Here is a 205-nt window from a genome sequence, read left to right as displayed (position 1 = left end):
GGGCTTGACCCGATAATCTCTATGCAGAGATTCCCGTGTCGGTGCACGGGAATGACAGCGGACGGACTGCAGAAATGACATAGGAGTGTAATGTGTTGTGTCATTATCGGGCATAGCCCCGGCAAGCGGATGGAAGTATGAGTAGGGGGGGATTGCCCGGTCGTGCCGGGCAATGACAGCGAATGCACTGTCATTATCGGGCTTG

The sequence above is a fragment of the Treponema sp. UBA7570 genome (assembly GCA_002477955.1).
GTDB lineage: Bacteria > Spirochaetota > Spirochaetia > Treponematales > Treponemataceae > Treponema_D.
Note: the sequence above shows the minus strand (reverse complement) of the source record.